The sequence below is a fragment of the Mycobacterium sp. E3247 genome, assembly GCF_001667785.1.
Taxonomy (GTDB): Bacteria; Actinomycetota; Actinomycetes; order Mycobacteriales; family Mycobacteriaceae; genus Mycobacterium.
Genome location: NZ_LZJG01000061.1, coordinates 1 through 16,106 on the forward strand (window position 1 = coordinate 1; position 16,106 = coordinate 16,106).

A 16,106-nucleotide genomic window follows, 5' to 3' on the forward strand; every position below is an offset into this window, starting at 1 on the left:
ATCCCCGTACCGGCGACGGCAGGCGGCGACGAAGTGCGACCCGCGGTGCAGCATGAGGGCGGCCTGCACCGCGCGGGGCAACCGTGGCCCCGGCGGCAGCGCCACACCCGCGGTCTTGGGCATTGCCCCAATTTTACGGCCGGCCCGCGCGGTGCGGCGAGAACGATTTTCGGCGCCTCAGGTCACAGCTGCGCCCGTGCGCTGCCCGTTTCGTGGCGGTCGCCGGTCGCGATGAAGTCCTCGATCAGCTCCACCACCTGGCTGGGCGCCTCGACCTGGGCGAAGTGGCCGACGTCGGGCAGGATTTCCAGCCGGGCGTCGGTGCGGGCCTCGTGCGCGGCGTACGCGTGCTCGACGGGAATGATGCCGTCGCGCTCCCCCCAGATCGCCATGACCGGGAGGTCGTCACGCAGCCCCAGCCGGCTGAGCGCGCTGACCGCCTGCCCGCGGTAGTCGACCACCGAGCGCAGCGTCCTGAGGAACGACTGGCGCGTCTCGCCATCCGACAGCGACGAGTAGGCGCTCCAAATCTCGGCCCCCCGCGGCGACTGGATGCCGGCGCTCTTCAACCACGTCCTCAGCCGGTTGCCGACGGCCAGGACGGGCTTCGGCGCGATGATCGGCAGGACCAGCTCGGCCCCGGGCGCCGAGAGCAGCCGCAGCACCCAACCGACGTCGGGGCCCAGGCCGCCGCTGCTGATCAGGATCAGCCGCTTGGCGTAGTCCGGGTGCTGGTAGACGAACTGCATCGCGACCCCGCCGCCGAGCGATTGACCGACCAGGGTGGCCTGGCTGACGCCGAGTTCGTCGAGCAGGTCGCGCAGCCACACCGCGAAGGCGCCCAGCGAATAGTCCGTGCGGGGTTTCGCCGATTCGCCGTGGCCGAGCAGGTCCGGGGCGATGACCCGGAACTTCTTCGACAGCGGCGGTATCACCGAGCGCCACGTCTCCGAGCTGCCCGCCATGCCGTGGATGAGCAGGAGCACCTCACCGTCACCCTCGTCGCGGTAGGCGACCCGATCGCCGTGCAGCTCGAGGAACTTCAACTCATTCATGGCCCCGGTGTACCCGCTCCGGCGCCGTTTAGGGACCCGGACGGGGCAAATCGTGACGGAAAACGCTTCCGGCCACCACAGTGCCGGACACCTCAGCGATGATTTAGTCCATGACGGAACCGGTCGCGGCCCGCGTGGCCGTCTACCTCGACTTCGACAACATCGTCATCTCGCGATACGACCAGGTTCACGGCCGTAGCTCGTTCCAGCGGGACAAAGCCAAGGGGCTCGAGCACTACGCCGAGCGACTGGACCGGGCCACCGTCGACGTCGGCGCGATCCTCGACTTCGCGTCCTCGTTCGGGACCCTGGTGCTCACCCGCGCCTACGCGGATTGGTCGGCGGACATCAACGCCGGATACCGCGGGCAGCTGGTGGCCCGCGCCGTCGACCTGGTGCAACTGTTCCCCGCGGCGGCCTACGGCAAGAACGGCGCCGATATCCGCCTGGCCGTCGACGCGGTCGAGGACATGTTCCGGCTGCCCGACCTCACCCACGTGGTGATCGTGGCCGGTGACTCCGACTACATCCCGCTGGCGCAGCGCTGCAAACGGCTCGGCCGGTACGTGGTGGGCATCGGGGTGGCCGGCGCGTCGAGCCGGGCGCTCGCCGCGGCCTGCGACGAGTTCGTCATCTACGACTCGCTGCCCGGGGTGCCGGCGCTCGAACCGGAGCCCGCGGCCACCGACGCCGACGCCGGAGCCGCGGCAAAACCACCGAAGCGTCGCGCCGGCCGCGCCAAGGCCGCCCAGACCGAGGAGCCCGAGCCACCCGACCCGCAGGCCGCCGCGACGGCGCTGCTGACGCGCGCGCTGCAGATCGGCCTGGAGAAGGACGACGCCGACTGGCTGCACAACTCCGCGGTGAAGGCGCAGATGAAGCGGATGGACCCGTCGTTCAGCGAAAGGTCTTTGGGATTCCGGTCGTTCAGCGACTTCCTGCGTTCGCGCTCCGAGGTGGTGGAGTTGGACGAGACGTCGACGACGCGTATGGTCCGGCTTCGTGCGCCAGAGTGAAGCCCCCTCGGGGCCCCACTGGCTCACCCGCAACGTCCGGGTGCTCTCCGCGGTCTCCTTCCTGCAGGACACCGCCAGCGAGCTGCTGTATCCGCTGCTGCCGATCTACCTGACGGCCGTGCTGGGCGCGCCGCCGTCGGTGGTGGGAGCCGTCGAGGGCGTGGCCGAAGGTGCGGCGTCCATGACCAAACTCGCCGCGGGCCCGCTCGGGGACCGGTTCGCGCGACGCCCGCTGATCGCCACCGGTTACGGGATGGCGGCACTGGGGAAGGTCATCATCGCGGTCGCCGCGGCGTGGCCGGGCGTGCTGGTGGGCCGCGTCGTCGACCGGCTGGGCAAGGGCGTGCGCGGCGCACCCCGGGATGCGCTGCTGGTCGACGACGTGGACGACACCCTGCGCGGCCGGGTGTTCGGCTTCCACCGCGCGATGGACACCCTGGGCGCCGTCGCCGGCCCACTGCTCGGGTTGGCCGGCTACGAGCTGCTGGATCACCGCATCCCGCCGCTGCTGTATGTCGCCATCGTGCCCGCGGTGCTGTCCGTGGCGCTGGTCTTTTTGGTGCGCGAGCGGGGCCGCGGCGCCCCGCAAGCGCAGCGGCCCTCCATGTGGGCCGGTGTGCGCTCGTTGCCGCGACCGTACTGGCGGGTGACCGCGCTACTGGTGGTCTTCAGCATGGCGAACTTTCCCGACGCCCTGTTGCTGTTGCGCCTCAACGAGATTGGCTTCTCGGTGGTGGGTGTGATCCTCGCGTACGTCGGATACAACGCGGTGTACGCCCTGGCCAGCTACCCAGCCGGGGCGCTGGCCGACCGCATCGGCAGGCCGGCGCTGTTCGGCCTCGGCCTGACGTTCTTCGCCGTCGGTTACATCGGGCTGGGGCTGACCACCGACATCGTCACCGCCTGGCTGCTGATCGGCGCCTACGGATTGTTCACCGGGTGCACCGACGGCGTCGGGAAGGCCTGGATCTCCGGCCTCGTCGATCAGCCGCATCAGGCCAGCGCGCAGGGCGTGTTCCAGGGCGCCATCGGGCTGGGCGTCCTGGTGGCGGGCTTGTGGGCGGGCTTGCTGTGGGGTGCGAACGGCCAACTGCCACTGCTCATTTCGGGAATCACCGGCGGCGTGTTCGCGGTCGTGTTGATCGGCGGCCGGCTGGTCGGCGGCGGGAGGCGCGGGTAGCCGCCGCGCGAGTGGCCACACACACATCCCCTGCTGTATGGCGGACCTCCGAAGAACGCCCGCGGCAGCCCAGCAAAGTCGTTGACAGCCCCCGGGTCCGGCCATACATTGTGTGAAAGTTGTCGCGACTGGTTCGCGCAACCCCGAGGAGACCGCCATGGCCGTCGGTACCGCTCCCACAAGCGTTTTCGATGCCGATCTGCCGACGCTGGCGTACGGCGCGGAGGAGACCCCGGCCGAGGTCTATCCACGGCTTCAGGAGGCGCAACGACGCGCGCCCGTCGCCCTCGGACCGCACGGACCCGAAGTCCTGTCCTACCGCCTCGTCCGCGCCGTGCTGCGCGATCCTCGCTTCCAGATCCCGCCCGGGATCAACCTGCTCGTCCAGGGCGTCACGTCGGGTCCGTTGTGGGACAAGGTGGTCGACAGCCTGCTCTGCCTGGAAGGCGACGCGCACCACCGGCTGCGCAGCCTGACCTCCAAGGCGTTCACGCCCCGCGCGACCCTGAGGTTGCACGACACCATGGTCTCGGTGATGAACGAGCTGATCGATGACGTCATCGACGCGGGCCGCTGCGACGTCGTCACCGACCTGGCCCGCCCCTACCCCGTTCCGATCATCTGCGCACTGCTCGGCGCGCCGCGCGAGGACTGGCAACGGTTCTCGTCGTGGGCGGACGACGTCTTCAAAGCCTTCAGCTTCAGCGTGGACCTCCGCGAGGTCGAGCCGGTCGTGATGGCGGCGTGGCGGCAGCTCGACGACTACGTCGACGACATGGTGGCGCGGCGGCGGCACAGCCTGACCGATGACCTGCTCTCCGACCTGATTCGGGCCGAGGACCCGACTCTTCCAGGCGACCGCCTGAGCACCGCCGAACTGCGGATGCTCGCGGGCGGCCTGCTGCTGGCCGGGACGGACACCACCCGAAACCAGGTGGCCGCCTCGGTGCACGTGCTGTGCGAGCACCCCGAGCAGTGGGGCCTGCTCAAGGCCCACCCGGAGCGGGCGATGCGCGCCGTCGAGGAGACCATGCGCCATTCGCCCATCGCGTGCGGAACCCTTCGGCTGGTGGTCGAGGACGCCGAGCTGGACGGCTACCTGTTCCCCGCCGGCGCGATGGTGCTGGTCAACACCGCCGCGGCCAACCGCGACCCGGCCGTGTACGCCGATCCCGACCGGGTCGACATCACGCGTGCGGGGGCGCCGCCCATCTTGACCTTCGGCGGCGGTGTGCACTACTGCCTGGGCGCCAACCTGGCCCGCCGCGAGATCGCCGAGGCACTGAACGTCATCGCCGGGCGCCTGCTCGACCCGCGCACCGTCGGGCCGGTCCCGTGGAAGCCGATGGTCAGCCTGAGCGGCCCGAAGAGCCTGCCCATCGAGTTCGACCGATGACCGGGGTGTGACGAAGACCGCCCGACACAAGTCGCGGTTGCCCCCGGCCCGCTTTACGCTCGTTGGTTACACGAACTTAACGGGGGTTTTCGATGCGGGCAGTTGCGGGGCAAAGCGCGCCCAGATTCGGGCGTGCCCTCTTCGCGTCGGTCACCTGCCTGGCGGTGGCGTCCTGCTCGGCGACCGCGTCACCGCCCGCGGCGGCGCCGAGGACCTCGACGTCGACCGGTAAGGCGGCTACCCGCCCGGCTCCCGCGCCGCCCCCGGTGACGGGTCCGCTGGAGAAGGACTGGAAAACCTACGGCGCGACGGCGTACTTCGGTTGCCCCGAGAAGTTCTCCCCGGGGACCTCGGCGCTCGAGGCGATTCGGCCCAAGGTATTCGATACGAAAACCGGGCAGTATGTGGCGCCCGGGGCCCCGACGGTGCCCGCCGGAGAGAGTTTGACCGGTGCCGTCTGCGCGTTGACCGGCACGGCCGACGACATGAAGGTCGTCTATCTGGTGACGACCGTCAAACCGGCGCACGGGCCGGACCCCGAGGTCGCCAAGGCCACCGCGTACGCGTTCGACCTCAAGACCAGCCAACCGTTGGTGACCAAAGAGCTGCAGCCGCCGAACCCCGGCCTGAAGCTCACCCCATCGAACGACTGGACCCTGGCCGCGACCGCGTCGGGCGTGGCGTGGGTGAACGCGTTCACCGACGGGCACGGCGCCCCCTCGCCGCCGCGGACCGTGCTGCTGTCCGGCGCCGATCTCGCGCCGATGTGGGACGACCCGCAGCCGGGCCACGCATGGCAGGACGTGCTCTCCTTCCAGCGAAACACCGACGCCACCAAGACGTCGGGGGCCGAGCTGCGCCGTCCGAGCGGTGAAGCGCTCTACCAGGACAACGACATCTGGACGGTCGACAGTGAGTTGTCCGACGGCCCGGACAAATTGGTGAAGATGACGCATTGGGATTCCTACAACCCGCCGGTGGTCTCGACGATGTTCTATGACCTCAACGGCAAATCCGTCATCAAAGTCGGCGATTCCGAGAAGATTTCGGGCGGCGGCTTGTCGGCCACGTTGTCGGACGGGAAGTTGTTCGTCGACGGCCGTAACTCCGACAATTCGCAATTCGGCTTCGGCGTGTGGAACCTGCGGACCCAGCAGTGGGACTTGCTGAAGACGCGCGACGACGCGAAGAAGATGCCGATCGCCAAATTGGCGTTCTTCGAAGACCACCTCTACATCACCAACGTCGGCAACACGTTCGCCGTCCTCGCGTTGCCCGCCACCGATCCGGTCGCGACCACCTGGTCCGTCCGGCCCTTCGCGCGGATATCGGGCTGGACCCTGGTGTGCCGCGGCGAGAATGCCGTCGCCCTCAACGGCGACTGCAAGGACATCGTGATGGTGCAAGACCAGGACGGCCACTTCCCCGGCCCGTGGACGTGAGCCTCGTCAGGACTGCGGGATCAGTTGGCGGCGCAGAAACCGCGCCTGCACCGAGCTGATCTCCTCGAAGAGGGTTCCCGTGTACACGTCGAAGTGCCCAACCGGATAGCGTTGCAGTTCAACGTGTTTCATCTTCGACGCGATACGCACGGCGAACCTGGGCGACGCCTGCAGGTCGTGATCCCCCACGCACATCAGCACCGGCATCCCCAGCCTTTCCGCCGTGCCCTTCCGGTAGCGCGGCAGGGCGAAGAGCATGCGGGGAGCCAGCGCGTTGCGCCAGCCGACGGCTTCACCGCCCAGCGCCTCGAACGCGGCCTTCGCTTCGGGCTCGGTGAACACCGCGACCTCGCCGGGATCGGCGACCACGGGGACCAGATACGGCTGCTGCCCCAACGTCGCGCCCACCACGTCGCGCAACGCGGCGGCGGTGAACTGCACCGTCCGCCAAGTGACATCCCAATTGAGGCGCTCGCCGAGCCTGCGGCCGCGGTGCCAGCCGTCGATCAGCGGTACCTGCGCCACGACCGCGGCGATGTCCGGGTCGGTGGCGGCCACCGCCAGCACGTGGCCGCCGCTGAGCGAGGTTCCCCACAACGCGACCCGACGCGGATCGATGTCGTCGCACGCGCGCGCGTATCGCACCGCCGCCCGGTAGTCGTCTTGTTGCGCCGCGACGTCGATGACTTGCCTGGGCTCGCCGCCGCTGGCGCCGAAATTCCGGTAGTCGAACGCCAGCACCGCCAGGCCCGCCGCGGTGAACTTCTCCGCGTAGGCCGGCAGGCCCAGGCGCTTGGTGGCGCTGCCGCCGTGCCCCATCACCACGCAGGCCAGCCCGCCGCCGGCGGTCGCGGGCCGGTAGAGATCGGCCACGCACCGCACCCCGCCGGAGTCGAAGGACACTTCCTTCAGCATTGACACGTTCGTTCCGCTCTGAGTCGGTACACCGTGCTTTCAATCTGCACCTCCCGAGGAGCAGTGACCAGGACCAAGAGCAACAGTTCCCGGTGACCTAGGCCCCTACTGAACGGGGCGCGTACAACTCGAAACCGTCAGCGCCGCGCTGTGGTCGCTTTATAGACCTCGAACCATGCGACGCCGATGAACCCGGCCGACACGGCGACGACCCAGTCGCGCGGCGCGATCGGACCGAAGTTGAAGGCCCGGCGCAGTCCGGGCACTGTCAGCACCACGATGAGCAGCGCAGCCGCCGCGCCCAGTATCCACTTCAGGGCGCGGTTGCGCCGCTCCCGGAACGTTCGCCAGATCGGCAGCCGCCATGACCGATTCACCAGAATCAACGCAAGATTGCCGACGACGAGCGTGGCGAACGTCACCGAGCGGACCACATTGTCAGGGCGATGGTCAAGCACTGCCCACAAGTAAACGCCGAGGCTGACGACCAGCATCGAAACCCCTTGCAGCACAGCGATCGCCAGTTTGCCTGCACCGAACATCGGCTCGTTCAGCCCGCGCGGCGGCGAATCCATGATCTCCGGGTCGATCTCCTCGGCTTCGAACACCACCGAGCAGGCGGGATCAATGATGAGTTCGAGGAAGGCGATCTGCACGGGCAGTAGCACAAGAGGCCAGCCGACCACGAAAACCGGGATGAGCGACATGCCCACGATCGGCAGGTGCACGGCGATCACATAGGACATCGCTTTTCGTAAGTTGTCGAAGACGCCGCGTCCCTGTCGCACTCCGCCGACGATCGACGTGAAGTCGTCATCGGTGATGACCAGCCCGGCGGACTCGCGGGCGACGTCGGTGCCACGTCCCCCCATTGCGATGCCGATGTTGGCCGCGCGCAAGGCCGGGGCGTCATTGACGCCGTCACCCGTCATCCCGACCACTTCACCGTTGGCCTGCAGGGCGCGGACGAGTTGAAGCTTCTGCTCCGGCACCATTCGCGCGAAGACACTGACCGACCGGATGCGGCGAGCCAACTCATCGCCCGGCATCGCCTCGAGGTCGCGGCCGGTGATGCAGCCGGCTTCATGGTCCAAGCCGATGTCGCGGGCGATCGCCAGAGCGGTGCCGGGGTAGTCGCCGGTGATCATGATGGTGCGGACGCCCGCATGCCGGCATTCGGCGACCGCAGCTGCCACGCCGGGCCGCACAGGGTCGTTGAGGCCGGCCAGCCCAAGGAATTCGAACTCGAAGTCGTGCTGTTCGGACGGTAACGCTGTGTCGGCATCGAAGTGGGCGCAAGCCACCGCCAGGACCCGCTGGCCGCCGGCCGTGGCCTGTTCGACGTCGGCGGTGAGTGCGGCGAGGTCGTCGGCGGTGAAATGGCACAGGTCCGCGATGGCCTCGGGTGCACCCTTGGCGGCGATGACGTAGCTGCCTCCGTCAGGCGAACGCCACACGTGGGACAGCGCCAGCAATTCCTCCGAGAGCGGATATTCGCGCACGAGTTCCCACTCGTCGTGCACGTGTTCGGTTCCGGACAGGTACTTTTCGCCCAGTTCCCTGAACGCCTTGTCCATCGGATCGAAGGGATCGACGGGCGAGGCCAGCACGGCGAACTCCGCGAGGGTGTGGAACGCCTCCGGCAGCGCGTCCTGGCCGAGGGTATACGCGTGCCCGTCAACGATGAGCTGCCGCACGGTCATTCGGTTCAACGTCAAGGTGCCCGTCTTGTCGACGCACAGGACGGTCGCCGATCCCAGCGTCTCGATGACCGGGGGAACCCGGGTGAGAACCCGCTTACGCGACATTCGCCACGCGCCTAGGGCCAGAAATACCGCCAAGACCACCGGAAACTCTTCCGGCAGCAGCGCCATCGCGGTCGCGATGCCCGCGAGCACGCCCGTCAGCCAGTTGCCCCGCGTCAGCCCGTAGACGATGACGACCGCAACCGCGACGGCCACACCCAGCGCGGCCAGAATCCCAACCAGCCGGTCGATTTCGCGCTGCAGCGGGGTGCGCTCCGGCTCTATCGTGCGCAGCGCTGTCCCGATCTTTCCCAGTTCGGTTCCTGCTCCGGTCTGCATGACCTCGGCGATGCCATGACCTTTGACCACCAGGGTTCCCGAGAAGACCCAGGGGGTCGCGTCCCCGCCGGGCCGGCCCATGGCCGCCGGGACCTGCGCAGGCTCGATCGACACCTTCCGGACCGGGACGGACTCGCCCGTCAACGCCGATTCGTCGACCGAGAAGTTCGCGCACTCCCAAAGCATCCCGTCGGCGGGGACCCGGTCGCCCTCGGCGAGCAGGACCACGTCACCCCGCACCACTTCGCGGCCGGCAATGCGTACCTGCGCACCGTCCCGCACCACGAGGGCCCTGGGCGAAGACAGGTCACGCAATACGGCCAGGGCCCGTTCGGTTCTGTGCTCCTGATAGATCGAAATCGCGATGACGACGACGACGAAACCCATCAACATGACGCCGTCCAGCGGCTCCGCCAAGAGGAAGTTCACCAGACCCGCCCCCAGCAGCAGAAGCAGCATGGGTTGCCGGATGACGTCCCAGGCCTCCTGCAGCAAGTTCCGGCGCTGTTGGGCCGCCAACTCGTTGGGACCGTCGGCTGCGAACCGGCGCGCGGCTTCCGCGGCGGTTAGTCCGGACAGGGCGGCGCCGCGTCCTATCTCAGCCTTCGTCACGATGTCGTCAGCGCGGTCTGAAATGTCTGCTGGTGGCCCTTTTCGTCGCCGGCGATTTCGCGGAACAGGTTGGCGGCCTCGGGGTTTCCCGCCTGGTCGGCCTGGCGGGCGTAGTCGGGATACATGACGTCGGCCTCGTGCTGCTCACCGCTGATCGCGTCTTGCAGGTTGGCGTTGGTGTCGGTGGCCACCAGCCCCGCCAGGGTGGCCAGCGTCGCGAAATGCTCGTTCAATTCGACGTCGGCGGTGTTGGTGAACAGCTGTGCCACAGCAGGATTGCCGGCCCTGCGCGCCTGATCGGCGTAACGCATGTACTTGGCGTAGGCGAAGGCCTCACCCTGCATCGCCGTGCGCAGGTTCGCCAGCGTAACCCCGGACGACCGTGGGGGCCCGGCCGCGATAGCCGCCGGCGCCGCACCTTGGCCGGCGGGGACCGACGCGCCACTGCCCGGGCTGTTCACCGCCTGAAGTGCGGTTTTAAAGTCCCTGAGGTGATTCGCCTCGTCGGCGCCGAGCTCGCTGAAGGCGGCCGCCGCGGCCGGATCGTTGTCCGCGGTGGCCTGGTTGGCGAAACCCGGGTACATGGCCGTGGCCTCGTTGCTCTCGCCGTTGATCGCGTCGCCCAGGTCGGCCGCGATGTCGCCGCCCAGGCCGACCAGATCGGCCTCGCGCGCAAAGTGATCCATGTGCTCGGTTTGGGCCGCGTCGGTGAAGTCCTGCGCGGCCCGGGCCCGCCCCGCCTGCTTCGCGTGGGCGGCGTAAGCGAGATACTTCGCATGGGCCAGCGCCTCACCATGCATGGCTGATAACGCATTCGATCGGGTGGAATCGGCAAGCGCGGAGGTGGTGGAGGCTGCCGGTGGCGCCGGATGGCTCGAGCATGCCGCCACCAGCAGCGCGGCCGCACACACCACACCCAACAACCACCTGGTCTGAGACATGGCTAGCCCGGCAGTCGATGTGTCACTCGTCTTGCCATACGACCGACGGTAACGCTGTGCGGCGGGCCGGCCGTAGAGGCGGAAGTCCCGTAATCGGTGACGGCGACCGCTTGCGTGCGGGCCGAGGCCGAAAGCGGCTGCCACGTCGATTGAGCCGGGGTACCGTGTCGGATCATGCGCGGTAGCTCAGGGCCGCTTCCACCGCGGCTGCTGCTCGACCAACTGCGCGACGAGCGCGGCCGGCGGGTGGTGTTCGTGTCGCATTGCCTGCTGAACGAGAACACCCGGTACGCCGGCGGTGCCACCCGAGCCGGCGCGGTGCCGGAGGCGGTCGAGGAGCTGATCGGCGCGGGCTACGGAATTCACCAAATGCCCTGCCCGGAACGGCTGGCCTGGGGCGGGGTCCTCAAGCCCCACAGCCTGCTCCTGTACGGCTCCAAGGGCGGATGGCTGTATCCGCTGCGCGGCCCGCTGCTCCGCGCGTTCGTGTGGTGGACCCGCCTGGTCTACCGGCGGTTGGCGCGGCGCGTCGTACGCGACGTGGCCGACTACCAGCGTTCCGGGATCGCGGTCCAAGGAGTGGTCGGGGTCGGCGCCTCGCCGTCGTGCGGGGTGATCACGACGTTGGATATGCGGGCCTCGCTGGACGTGGTCGCGGCCTGTCCGGCCGCCGCGCTGACCCGTGACGTCATGAACGAACGAGCCGTGCTCGGATGCCGCCGCCAGGGCGAGGGCCTGTTCGTCGCGGCGCTGGATCGTGCGTTGCGGCGACGCGGGCTGCAGCTTCCCGCGCTCGAGCATGACCTCGCGGCGGAGCTTCGCGGTGAGCGGCAGACGCTGCTCGCCGCGGGCCCATTGCGGGCCCTGGGGGAACTCCGGAACCGCGGGACCCCCTCCGGCGGCGTCGAAACCCGCTGACCCGCTTCCGGATTCGTCGTCTGGTGGCTTATCGCGGGCCCGCCCACTCGCGGACTACTCGCCGAACCGCTTGTCTTATATACCCTACAGGGGTATGGTTTGGGTTATGAACGAGACAGACACCTGCCACTGTAAATCCACCGGTTGCACCTGTGGCGACTCCGGCTGCACGCACGCCGCCGGCTGCAGCTGCGGTCACCCCGAATGCACGTGTAACGATTAGTCAGCCTCATCGCTCACAGTGCGTCGCTACCTCACGGGGCCACCAGCCCGCCGGTCGCCCGAGTGGCGGCGGCAAGGCCCATCGCACCCGTGGCCATAGGCCGCAAGTGAATCACCCCCAGCTGATTACGAGACTCATCATCGGTCTCACGATTCTCCTCGGCGCATGCGTGGAGGTCGCGCCGGTGGCCGGCGCCGACCCCAATCCGTTCGGCAACCTGAGCTGTCATTGCCAGTCGCCTCCTGGCCCCGGTTCTGACGTCCGCGGTCAAATCGCCCACGGAATCGACGATGGCCTCTCCCGGCTGCAAGCCCACGACGGCAACCCACGGCCGGCCGGGCCTTGAGGTCCGGTCCGGGGACTTAAGCCCCTACCCCCTAGGGGTATCGATGCGGCACGATGGGCGTTACACACAACCGAGAACGGAGGCCCTGATGACATCTCGAGCGAGGACGGCGATCGTGCTGTTCAGCGGTGCGACGGTCCTGACGCTGGCCGCAGGCTTTGGCATCAGCGAATTGCTCAGCGACACAACCACACCGACCGCGGCCCCTACGTCGACCGTGACGCCCGCACCCCCTGCCACGGCCGGCCAGGGAGCACCCGCAACCAGTGAGCCCACTCGTGACTTCACCGCTCCCGGCGGCCCCAACGGCTGCATTCCCCACGTCAACTGTTAGGCGCGAGCGCGCTGGCCTGGTGCCCGCCGTGACACCAAACGGCGAGACCGCAGGTCGAATCCGCTAGAAGAGGTGGGGAGTGCTTCTGTGATGTCGGTGGTCGTAGTGCACGACCGCTCCGACCACGCCGGCGCCGACGCCGACACAGGACAGCAATGCGGCGGCCGCCACCATCGCCCAACCCGGGTGGCCGGTGCCGGCCGCGAACAGGGCCATCGGCAGAGCCGCAAACGCAAGGAGTGTGGACAGCCACCCGGTCCAGGCGGCGAACCTGTTGAGCATCATGTTTGACCCTCCTTAGCGGTCAGTCACGATCATCGTCCTTGTCGGCATCGGCCGGCAAGATGCCAAATGCCGAGGATGGTCCATTGATGGCGTGCCCCTGCCGTCGGGCCAGGTGACCGCGACCGTAACGCCGATCCTCTTCACCTGTCCCGCTCGAAGCGGCAAGCGGAACGTCTATGTTATGCACCTGACGCACAACGCTTCTCGGGATAAACGCCCCCAGCGCCCACCAGTCATCGCCCACTTCAGTGGTCATCGCGCCGCCAAGTCAAGGCGCGACTACCCGAGCGAGCAAGACGCTGTACCCATCAGCATAAGGAGTCCGATCACTTTCATTCTGGCTTCATGTGCGGGCGTTAGCGTCGCGTTCAGACCAGGTCACGGACCGGAAAGGGATGAATCAATGAAGCTCGGAATGAAGATCGGTATCGGTGTGGCCGGCGTCGCCGCCCTGGCGGCCATTGGCGTGGGGGTCGCTGTCGCCGACGACCAAGAGATCACCGGCCCCGCCGCCGACCAAGCTCGCGCCGCAGCGGTACAAGCCATACCGGGTAAAGCCGGGAAGGTCGAGAAGGAAACGAACGAGGGCGCCGCCTATTACGGGGTGCTCGTCACCAAAACGGACGGCACGCAGGTGGAAGTTCACCTCGACCAAGGCTTCCACTTCGTCGGCACCGAAGCCCCCGACAACGACTGATCTCGCAATCGGAGTTCCCGGAGTTTCAGGTGACTCGAATCGTGGGCAGGGCAACCGATCTCGCCGCCGAGGCCGGTAACTTCAGCGCGACGCACATCGCGCTGACGGCCGCACTAACCGGTGTGCTCGCGCTGGCCGCGGCGGCGTGGCGGTTGGGGCGAACTTCCTGGCTGGATGTCATTGCCATCGGTGTCCTGAGCGCGGCCGCGGTGTTCCTGTGGCGAATGTCGGCCAACATGCCACAACTCAACAGCGACGGACTCCCGGGCTTTTCCGCCAACGACTGGCTCGCACCCGTCATGACGTTTCTCTTTCTCGCGGCATACGCCGATCTCCGGCCTCCTGCTGATCCGAGACGCTTTGGCCAGGCCCGCGCGATCGCCGTGGTGGTGTCGTTGTGCGTCAACGTGGTCACCATCTGACGCCACCCGCACGAGAGGCAAACCTTGATTACATACTCGATATGAGTGAGGTAGGCCCGGGTTCACCGCTCGACGGGGAACCCCAATCGGCCGATCGAGAGCCCGCTGGCGGCGTGGGCTTCGGTCGCGTCCTCGCGTATTTCGCGAAACTGGGCGCGATCGGGTTCGGCGGGCCCATCGCCACCGTGGGATACATGCAACGCGACCTGGTCGAACGGCGCGGATGGATGGACCGGCAGGAATTCCTTGACGGCGTCGCCCTCGGCCAGACGATGCCCGGCCCCCTGGCGGCGCAGGTCGCGATGTGGGTGGGCTACTTGCGTCGCGGCGCGCTCGGTGCGGCCGCGGTCGCAGCGGCGTTCGTGGCGCCCTCCTTCATCATCGTGGTGGCCGTGGGCGCCATCTACACCCACTATTCGGGATCGCGCGTCGTGCAAGCGCTGTTCTACGGCATCGCCCCGGCCGTGATGGCGATCATCACCATCGCCGCGATCAGGCTGATCAAACTGACCGACCGCGCCGACTGGCGGCTGTGGGGCATCAGCGCGGCGGTATTCTCGCTCACCGCCCTCACCGGTTCCGAACCCGTGCTGGTGATCGTTGGGGCGGGTCTGTTGATGATCGCGCTCGACGCCCGGCCACGAATCCGATTGCGGCGCAATCCCCCAGACGACGTCGGCAGCACCGGAAGCGCCCCGAAGTCCATGCCCCTGGTGATCGGGCTGGGCACCATTGCCGGCGGCGGGACGCTGGCTTCTCTGGCATTGTTCTTCCTGAAGACCGGGGCGATTGTGTTCGGCTCCGGGTTGGCGATTGTGCCCTTCATGCGCGCGGGAGTGGTCGACCAGCACCACTGGCTGACCAACAGCCAGTTCCTGGACTCCGTGGCGATAGGTCTTATCACCCCAGGGCCGGTCGTGATCAGCGCTGGATTCATCGGCTATCTCGTCGCGGGACTGCCCGGGGCGATCGTCTCCAGCGTCGCCATCTTCACCCCGATCTACCTCGGGGTCGTCGTGCCCGGCCGCTGGTTCTTGCGGCACCGCGAGAATGTTCAGGTGCGCGCCTTCGTCGCCGGTGCCACCGCCGCCGCCGGCGGGGCGCTCTGCGGTGCGGTCGTGGTGCTCACTCGACAAGCTGTCACCGACTGGATCACCGCCGGCATCGCCCTGGTCACGCTGGGCGTGCTGTGGCGTTTCAAGATCAAAGAGCCTTATGTCGTCGCCGCGACGGGAGTGCTTGGCCTCCTGGCTTTTTGAGCGTTCCTGCGGCGGGTCTATGGCGCTTGCAGGTTGGTGGCGTCGAGCGCGGGGCGCAACGCCCTTGCCAGCGCAACCGCGTCGTCGACGGCCCAATAGTGCATATAGAACAGCCGGGGTTCCTCGGTCAGTCCGTGGTTGTGCAGCTCGACGATCTGGATGTTTCCGGCACGCAGGCCCTGAATCACCTTCTGCACTTCGGGAGCGATCAGGATGAAGTCGCCGTTGATCGCCGCCCGACCGCCACCGACAGGTTGGAAGTTGATGACGGTGGTCAGGTTCAGCGACGCCGCCGGCAGGACGTTCCCGTCTTCAACGATGGTGTCCTTACGGGGGATGCTGTACTTCAACAGTCCTCCATCTTGGGTCCCATTGCGGCCCAACGCTTGCTGCACCCCGGCGACGTCTATGTCGACCGGCGGCTGCTGCGCCGGCGGCGCGGCGGCCGGGCCAATCGATGTCGCGTCCAGCGCCGTTCTAAGCCCCTTCGCCAGCTGCACGGCGTCACCCATGCCATGTATGTGCGTCCACCAAATCGGCGGATTCTGTTCGAGCAGGTGCTTGTGCAGTGCGGTCTGAGCAATGCCATGCGCCTGCAGCGCGTCGGTGACCTTGGGCAGCTCTTCCTCGGTGACCACTAGGTCGCCCATCAGCAGCGTCGCGTTGTTGCCGTAACGGGCGAATGCCGCATACCCGCCCAACGACAGGCCTGGTTTGATGTCCACGCCGTAAGATGTGATGTGAAGATCGTTGCGCGGCAAGTTGATCCGATACGCGGTGTTGTGGTCGCCGAGCTTTCCGGTTCGTCCGAGCGCGTCGGCCACCGGCTTCCAGTCGGCATCGCCGGCCGTCACCGCTGAACGCGTGTTGGCCGGTTGCCCGGTGCCGCCTTTCGGACCCGAACTGCAACCCGCCAGCACCGTGGCGGCGATCGCGATCCCCACAACAGCATGCTTGACGCCGGCCATGACCGTGGGTCTA

Annotated in this window: 17 protein-coding genes; 10 read left to right on the forward strand and 7 right to left on the reverse strand. The window is 67.9% G+C overall.

Annotation, left to right across the window (positions count from 1 at the left end; translation table 11 throughout):
- Positions 1–182 precede the first annotated feature (182 nt).
- Positions 183–1,055, reverse strand: coding sequence for an alpha/beta fold hydrolase (locus tag A9X04_RS03125; RefSeq protein WP_067917652.1), 873 nt, complete (start codon positions 1,053–1,055; stop codon positions 183–185).
- Positions 1,056–1,165: 110 nt separating this feature from the next.
- Between A9X04_RS03125 and A9X04_RS03130 the strand changes: the two genes are divergently transcribed.
- The 4 genes from A9X04_RS03130 to A9X04_RS03145 all read left to right on the forward strand — a co-directional run bounded on the left by A9X04_RS03130 (position 1,166) and on the right by A9X04_RS03145 (position 6,089).
- Positions 1,166–2,071, forward strand: a complete 906-nt coding sequence (locus A9X04_RS03130; RefSeq protein ID WP_067917654.1) for an NYN domain-containing protein — start codon at positions 1,166–1,168, stop codon at positions 2,069–2,071.
- Positions 2,058–3,251 (forward strand): MFS transporter, encoded by a 1,194-nt coding sequence (locus A9X04_RS03135; RefSeq protein ID WP_067917656.1) that lies wholly within the window; start codon positions 2,058–2,060, stop codon positions 3,249–3,251. The genes A9X04_RS03130 and A9X04_RS03135 overlap by 14 nt, the downstream gene beginning before the upstream one ends.
- Positions 3,252–3,408: 157 nt before the next feature.
- On the forward strand, positions 3,409–4,647 hold the full coding sequence (locus A9X04_RS03140) for a cytochrome P450 (RefSeq protein WP_067917795.1): 1,239 nt from the start codon (positions 3,409–3,411) through the stop codon (positions 4,645–4,647).
- A gap of 92 nt (positions 4,648–4,739) precedes the next feature.
- The gene (locus A9X04_RS03145; RefSeq protein WP_067917658.1) at positions 4,740–6,089 is read left to right on the forward strand and encodes a hypothetical protein; all 1,350 of its coding nucleotides are present in this window, start codon (positions 4,740–4,742) and stop codon (positions 6,087–6,089) included.
- 6 nt (positions 6,090–6,095) lie between these two features.
- Here the strand turns inward: A9X04_RS03145 and A9X04_RS03150 are convergent, their stop codons facing one another.
- The 3 genes from A9X04_RS03150 to A9X04_RS30790 form a co-directional block, all read right to left on the reverse strand.
- Complete coding sequence (locus A9X04_RS03150) at positions 6,096–7,004, reverse strand: alpha/beta hydrolase (RefSeq protein ID WP_067917660.1); 909 nt, start codon at positions 7,002–7,004, stop codon at positions 6,096–6,098.
- 137 nt (positions 7,005–7,141) lie between these two features.
- Entirely contained in the window at positions 7,142–9,700 is a 2,559-nt protein-coding gene (locus A9X04_RS03155; protein WP_231985652.1) for a cation-translocating P-type ATPase, read from the reverse strand.
- Complete coding sequence (locus tag A9X04_RS30790) at positions 9,697–10,500, reverse strand: ferritin family protein (protein WP_067917664.1); 804 nt, start codon at positions 10,498–10,500, stop codon at positions 9,697–9,699. The genes A9X04_RS03155 and A9X04_RS30790 overlap by 4 nt, the downstream gene beginning before the upstream one ends.
- Between A9X04_RS30790 and A9X04_RS30795 the strand changes: the two genes are divergently transcribed.
- The 3 genes from A9X04_RS30795 to A9X04_RS30230 all read left to right on the forward strand — a co-directional run bounded on the left by A9X04_RS30795 (position 10,499) and on the right by A9X04_RS30230 (position 12,462).
- Complete coding sequence (locus tag A9X04_RS30795) at positions 10,499–10,636, forward strand: hypothetical protein (protein WP_197509008.1); 138 nt, start codon at positions 10,499–10,501, stop codon at positions 10,634–10,636. The two genes, A9X04_RS30790 and A9X04_RS30795, sit on opposite strands and share 2 nt — an antisense overlap.
- Positions 10,637–10,815: 179 nt before the next feature.
- Positions 10,816–11,559 (forward strand): DUF523 domain-containing protein, encoded by a 744-nt coding sequence (locus A9X04_RS03165; RefSeq protein WP_067917666.1) that lies wholly within the window; start codon positions 10,816–10,818, stop codon positions 11,557–11,559.
- Between the two features lie 657 nt (positions 11,560–12,216).
- The gene (locus A9X04_RS30230) at positions 12,217–12,462 is read left to right on the forward strand and encodes a hypothetical protein (protein WP_156751717.1); all 246 of its coding nucleotides are present in this window, start codon (positions 12,217–12,219) and stop codon (positions 12,460–12,462) included.
- A 63-nt stretch (positions 12,463–12,525) separates the two neighbouring features.
- Here the strand turns inward: A9X04_RS30230 and A9X04_RS03175 are convergent, their stop codons facing one another.
- On the reverse strand, positions 12,526–12,747 hold the full coding sequence (locus A9X04_RS03175; RefSeq protein WP_067917670.1) for a hypothetical protein: 222 nt from the start codon (positions 12,745–12,747) through the stop codon (positions 12,526–12,528).
- A gap of 19 nt (positions 12,748–12,766) precedes the next feature.
- Positions 12,767–13,003 carry a hypothetical protein gene (locus A9X04_RS30235; RefSeq protein WP_156751716.1) on the reverse strand — a complete coding sequence of 79 codons (237 nt, stop codon included), beginning with the start codon at positions 13,001–13,003 and terminating at the stop codon, positions 12,767–12,769.
- A gap of 147 nt (positions 13,004–13,150) precedes the next feature.
- On the opposite strand from A9X04_RS30235, the gene A9X04_RS03180 reads away from it, so the two are divergent.
- The 3 genes from A9X04_RS03180 to chrA are packed head-to-tail and all read left to right on the forward strand — an operon-like array spanning position 13,151 to position 15,125.
- Complete coding sequence (locus tag A9X04_RS03180; protein WP_156764198.1) at positions 13,151–13,444, forward strand: PepSY domain-containing protein; 294 nt, start codon at positions 13,151–13,153, stop codon at positions 13,442–13,444.
- A gap of 29 nt (positions 13,445–13,473) precedes the next feature.
- Positions 13,474–13,866, forward strand: coding sequence for a hypothetical protein (locus A9X04_RS03185; protein ID WP_067917675.1), 393 nt, complete (start codon positions 13,474–13,476; stop codon positions 13,864–13,866).
- A gap of 41 nt (positions 13,867–13,907) precedes the next feature.
- Complete coding sequence (gene chrA / locus A9X04_RS03190; RefSeq protein WP_067917678.1) at positions 13,908–15,125, forward strand: chromate efflux transporter; 1,218 nt, start codon at positions 13,908–13,910, stop codon at positions 15,123–15,125.
- Positions 15,126–15,142: 17 nt separating this feature from the next.
- Here chrA and A9X04_RS03195 read toward each other — a convergent pair whose 3' ends face one another.
- A complete protein-coding gene (locus tag A9X04_RS03195; protein ID WP_067917680.1) occupies positions 15,143–16,093 on the reverse strand; it encodes a DUF1259 domain-containing protein in 951 nt (316 codons plus the stop codon).
- Positions 16,094–16,106 lie beyond the last annotated feature (13 nt).